The organism is Streptomyces sp. WM6378, assembly GCF_001279695.1.
Taxonomy (GTDB): domain Bacteria; phylum Actinomycetota; class Actinomycetes; order Streptomycetales; family Streptomycetaceae; genus Streptomyces.
On sequence record NZ_LGDD01000072.1, the window covers coordinates 1 to 5,510 of the forward strand.

The 5,510-nt window shown below is 68.2% G+C and carries 5 protein-coding genes; 4 read left to right on the forward strand and 1 reads right to left on the reverse strand.

Features of this window, described 5'->3' with window-relative positions; translation table 11 throughout:
- Positions 1-262: ArsR/SmtB family transcription factor (locus ADK54_RS09490; RefSeq protein ID WP_159047685.1), on the forward strand; the 262-nt coding region annotated here is incomplete at its 5' end.
- Positions 263-722: 460 nt separating this feature from the next.
- On the opposite strand, the gene ADK54_RS09495 is transcribed toward ADK54_RS09490, so the two are convergent.
- Positions 723-2,030, reverse strand: coding sequence for a YhgE/Pip domain-containing protein (locus tag ADK54_RS09495; RefSeq protein ID WP_053725117.1), 1,308 nt, complete (start codon positions 2,028-2,030; stop codon positions 723-725).
- A gap of 131 nt (positions 2,031-2,161) precedes the next feature.
- Between ADK54_RS09495 and ADK54_RS09500 the strand changes: the two genes are divergently transcribed.
- From ADK54_RS09500 to ADK54_RS47385, 3 genes are all read left to right on the forward strand, one after another.
- Positions 2,162-2,827 carry a MerR family transcriptional regulator gene (locus tag ADK54_RS09500; RefSeq protein ID WP_053725118.1) on the forward strand — a complete coding sequence of 222 codons (666 nt, stop codon included), beginning with the start codon at positions 2,162-2,164 and terminating at the stop codon, positions 2,825-2,827.
- A gap of 1,114 nt (positions 2,828-3,941) precedes the next feature.
- Positions 3,942-4,475: a hypothetical protein gene (locus ADK54_RS09505; protein ID WP_234391986.1), complete on the forward strand. Its 534-nt coding sequence runs from the start codon at positions 3,942-3,944 to the stop codon at positions 4,473-4,475.
- Positions 4,476-5,287: 812 nt separating this feature from the next.
- On the forward strand, positions 5,288-5,510 hold a 223-nt coding region (locus tag ADK54_RS47385), incomplete at its 3' end, for a hypothetical protein (protein ID WP_234391987.1).

A 5,510-nucleotide genomic window follows, 5' to 3' on the forward strand; every position in this document is an offset into this window, starting at 1 on the left:
GGCCCGTCTCCAGGAGGGCCCCTGCGCGGTCGGCGACCTCGCCGAGGCCGTGGGCATGGAAGCATCCGCCTGCTCCCACCAGCTCCGCCTGCTGCGCAACCTCGGGCTCGTCACCGGAGAACGGCGGGGCCGCTCCATCGTCTACGCCCTCTACGACAACCACGTCGCCGAGCTGTTGGAACAGGCCCTCTTCCACGTCGAGCACCTGCGTCTCGGCCTGCGCGACGAGCCCACCGAGACGGGTAAGGCCCTGGTCCCGTAGCAGGCCGGTATCACCTGCTGCCCGACGACTACCGCTGACCGCTTTCGGGCTGATGCGGAACGCGGGATGTCCGCAGTTCCTTGAGGTCGGGGATGTTGATATTCGGCGTTGGGTTTTCAGTGGTTCGGTGTTGGGTTTCAGTTGGGTGTTTTGGCTGTTCCCGTGAGTGCTGCTGAAGTTGGGGTGCTGTGTTGGTGGTGAAGGGTGGCGCCGAATGTTGGTGAAGGTGTGGTGCCGGTCATGTGGGGCAGTGGGTCGGGGCGTCTCAGTTGGCTCTGCCGTCGTGAGCCGAATTTCCCTTTGTGAAGGCTCCGTATCCGGTGCTGATGGCGGACAGCGTGCCGATGTCCCGTCGTAGGCGCCGCAGGGCGAGCCGCCGCATCCCCGCGGCTCTGCCACGCAAAACGGACGCGCCCACTCCCCGCGGGGAGTGGGCGCGTCCGCTGTCGCAGCGAGACGGTCAGACCGCCGCGGGCTCCGGCTCCACGTCGATGGACTTCGCCGACTGCGGGACCCGGTGCAGGCCCTTGCGGTCGTAGAAACGTGTGAGGCCGAAGCCGAAGAGCACGGTGGCGACCAGGGCGATGCCCAGGGAGACCCAGGCGCGAGTCAGGCCGGCGTCGGCCTGGGCGTCGTAGTAGAGGATCGAGCGCAGGCCGCCGGTGATCTGCCGCAGCGGCTCGAACTCCGAGAGCACCCGGAAGAAGTCGGGCAGCGCCTGCAGCGGCACCGTCGATCCCGAGGACGGGACGGCCATCGCGACGAAGATGATCGTAGAGAGCAGCATGCCCGGGGCGCCGAAGGCGCGCAGCAGGGCCAGGGCGCCGATGCCGACGACGGCGATGGTGGCCACGGAGTAGACCCACAGCAGGCCGAGGTGGGAGGCGTCCATGCCGAGAACGCCGACCGTGGCGAGCTCGACTAGGGAGCCCATGACAAGGGAGAGGCCGACCATGAGGACGGAGTCGATGGCCAGGGTGCGCACCCGGCTCGTGCGGCGCAGGGGGTTGCGCTGACGGAAGGGCCCGTAGTCGGTGTGCAGGTAGCCGAGAAAGGTGTCGACCTGGGAGATGAGCGCGTTGGCGCCGAGCATGCCGCAGACGACCAGGACCAGGGCGTAGTAGAAGGCGCTCAGGCCCATGGCGCTGTGGGTGCCGAGCGGGTGGCCGTCGGTGACCTGGACGCTCACGGGGTCGGCGAGCATCAGCTGGGCGGCCGGGGCAAGCTTGGCGCCCTGGGCGTTCGCCTGCTTGAGGAGCTCCGTGCCGAGCTGGGCGGAGGCGCCGTGGGCGGCCTTCTGCGTCGCCTGGCTTGCCATGGAAGAGCCGAAGCTGCCGGCCGACTGGTTGGTGAGCACCGTGATCGTCGGCCGGACGGCCTTCGTCTGCTGCGGGTTGACCAGTCCCGTCAGCGAGGCGGTGAAGTTCTCCGGCACGACGATCGCGCCGAAGAGCTTGCCCTGGCCGATCCGCTTGTCGGCCTCTTCCTTGCTGAGGACCTGCCAGTCGAAGCTGTCGTTGCCCTCCGCGGACTTCTTGACCCCAGAGACGACCTGGTCACCGGCGTTGAGGTGCTTGCCCTTGGCGACGACGGCGCCCTTGTCCTCGTTCACCAGGGCGACGGGCAGGTCGCGCAGATGACCCTTGGGGTTGACGTTGCCGCCCACGTAGAGGAGGGAGAACAGGGCGGCGATCACCGCGAGGATGAGGCCCGAGCCGATCCACAGCCGCGGACTGCGGAGCGCGGAGGAGGGCGGAGGGGAAGACATGAACGCTCCGGTTCGATCACACAGAGTAACTAGATACTTATGGTATCCAGTGCTGGGTAGTGACAATATCGGATAAGGACGTCCGATCGCGACCGCGGGGTACCCGGCCACTTCGCCGACGAGGAAGCTGCATGAAGATCTCGGAGCTCAGTCGAACGACCGGCGTGCCGGTCGCCAGCATCAAGTACTTCCGTCGGGAAGGCCTGCTGCCGGCCGGCCGGGCAACGGCCGCCACGCTGGCCGAGTACGGGGACGAGCACGTCCAGCGCCTGCGGCTGATCAAGGCACTGACCACCCTGGGCGGTCTGTCCATCGCCGCCACCCGCGAGGTCCTGGCGGCGGTCGACCGGGCCGACAGCGCCGACGGCACCCTCAAGGCGATCAGCTACGCCCTGCCGGTGCCCGTCGCCCAGGCCCCGGCCCGCGGCGCGGACGAGGAAGCGGCGCCCGAGGCAGCCGCGGCGGCGGACGTCTCCGGCCTGATCGCGGCGATGGACTGGCGGATCCCCGGCACCTCGCCGCACGTCCGCGGCCTGACCACGGCGCTCCGGGAACTCCGGCGCCTCGACGCGGACTACCGCCCCGAGCGCCTCGTCGCCTACGCGGAGCTGGCCCGCTCCATTGCCCGGCTGGACCTGGAGCGCGCGGCCGCCTTCGAGGACTCGCCGACCCTGGCCGAGCAGGCGGTCGTCGTCCTGGCCCTCTCCGGCCCCATGCTCGAACTGCTGCGCCGCATGGCCCAGGAGGACCAGGTCCGCCGCCGGACGACGTTCGAGGACGCCGACGCCAGCGCATAGCGCCCGACGCCGCCCGCGCGGCCCCGGTGCGAGGTCCGCGCGGTGCGTGATGGGTTCTCAGTTCCCGTTGCTGGCTGTGGGCGGTCCCTCGGCGGGGAACAGGATAGGGCTGATGGCGGGCAAGGCCGGGTTCGTACCCTCACTGTCCTGCCGGACGTACCACACCCCGCACGGTTCGGGTGGAGCACCCAGCCGGTCCGCCGGCGGACGGGTTCGAGGTCGCGTACGTCGCCCCGGACGGGTCGCTTTTGCGGCGTCCGCTGGTGCCTGGACCGCGTTTAGGGTGTGCCGTCCCGGTGGGGTGGCTTTGTCAGCAGGTCTGTGACCTGTGGTGCTGCAAATTCTAGGACGGGTTGGTTCGAGGCTCTGGGCTGCTGCGTTCTGGATTTCTCGCTGGTTTTGGGGTTGTGGCCTGGGGTGTTGCAGAAAGTGGGCTTGCTGCAGAACGGTTGGGATTTCCTGGGGTGGTGTCAGCGCCGGGGCGTTTTGACCTTGGTCGGCACTCCGCCCGCCGCTACCCCCGCTGCCCCGTCCACCTGAGACTCCCGCTGCGCCTCGGCACTCCCTCGATCTACCGGCAGCGCGACTCAGGCCCGGGGCGGTATCTGTCGTGACGGGCGTGCTGAGGCTGATGGCGGGCTGGGCGACGGCCGACAGGTAGCGTCGATGCCGTGAGCGGTCCAGGCGGAAGGAAGCGGTGCACTCCGAGGCGCCGGCGCGCGATCTGTCCTCAACACAGGTGTGCAGGAGCCGAGTTGCTGAGGTTGTGCGCCGTTACGATGCGTCCGTGATTGTCTATGTGCGTAAGCCTCCGGCTCGGCTGCCGTCGCAGCCGCCGCCGGGACGTCCATCAAGCGGGCCGGTGCCGGACAAGAATCGGCCGTTCCCGCCCAGCCCGCCGAGACCGGGAGCTTGACCGTCACCCGAGTCCGCTGCCTGCCGACCACTCCTTGGCACACAGGCCATTCCCACTCGGGCCCGGCCGGCTGCGGGGAAGCGCGGGCCCTGATGCCCGGCTGGATGTGTTTGCTCTCCCGGCGCTCGGGGGGAGGTCTACGCTGAGCACCACGGGCCCCCATCAGGCCCTGGAATACCCGTTTGTGGGGAGGCAGTTGTGGCAGCGCTGCTGGGTGCCGACGCAGAGGGCGGGTATCGCCCCGACTATCCGCCGAAGACCCCGCCCCCGCCCAAGAGGCCGGTGGAACCCCCGCGGCCCGAAGGAAACACAGCAGTCTCCGCCGTCGCGGTGCGGCCGCGCCTGGCGGCGCGGATCGCGAACCGGCGGGCGGCGAACTGGACGCTGGAGAACGCCCCCTGGACGCCCAGGAAAACAGCCCGGCACGTTGTGGGGAAGCTCGCCGAGTGGGGCTACCGCCTGGAGACCGGCAAGGAAGCGGGCATCACCGAGGTGACGGTCCTGCTGGCCCGCGCCGCTCTCACGGACGGCGGCCGCCGCATCAGCCTCCACCTCGCCGACCAGGACCACCAGGCCCTCATCCTCCTCCTGTCCCACCAGAGCGGCCGGGCCCCCGAAGACGAGGACCTGCTGCGCGAGGTGACCGGTCGGGGTGTGGTTTCCTGTGGCACCGACACCGACCAGGAGGACGGCGGCCGCCGACGTTGGGCCCTGATCGACCTCGGCGGATGAGCGGTGTCATTCCGGTGACGCGACTCGTGCCAGGCCGATGAGATTTGTCGGCGGTTCATTGGTAGGGGATGCCTGTCGGATTCGGGTTCTTACATGCTGCATCACTGTCATGCCATTCGGTCCTGGTAGTAGTGGTGATCTTGCGTGAGAAAATGGCACCGATCGTTGATTGTTCTGTTGGGCAGGGGAAGCCATGTGGTGGGGCGATATCAAGTCTGATGCGGAACGGTTCTGCTGGGAGTTCCGGCCCTTGGAGGGGGTTGGCCCGCTGCGTTTCGGGATGTCTCACACCGAGGTGGTCGAGGTGTTGGGCAGTACACCCATGTTCAGCGGAGCGTCCTATTGCGGGCCGTTGGGGTGGGCGGTCTTCTCTGATCTGGAGTTGCGGACTCTGTATCAGCAGGAGGGCCTTCTGGCGGGTGTGTCTGTCAGGGCCGGGGGAGGGCCCCAGGTCATGTACAGAGGGACGCGTTTGACGGGGCGACGCCCTTCTGAACTGAATCCGTGGCTTGATGAGATGGCAAACATGACGCAGCTTCACATCACGTCGGAAGGAGGACCAGCCTTTCCAGAGCTGGGCTTGGTCCTTCGGGGAGACGCGTGGGGTGAGTACGTGCGAAGCCGGCCTCTGCTTGTTGCTGCGGAGTGGAGCGAAGGCTGCGGGGACTCTGCCGAAGGCCCAGTCCCCGCAGAGGAGTGGGACAAGTACTGAGCCCCCACGACGCCCGGCCCTCCTCTGTGGCCAGTGCGGCGCGTTACGCGGCAAGGGCGTAGCCCATCCTTGAAGTCGGAGGCCCAGGGAAGTCAGGTGGATGCTGGTCATGATTAACGAGTGGTATGTCCTCATTGAGGAGGACACCTGGATAAATCAACGTGCTGATGGCGTGGCCTTGGAGGTGCATCGATGGATGCTGGTGGGTACTTACCGCATTGGCGAGGATCAGGCGGAGGCGGTCGCTGCGGCGGAGGATGCGGCGTTGCACTACATACCGCGTGGGCTGGCTCGGAGCGCGCGGCCGGGGGATGAGCCGGCGC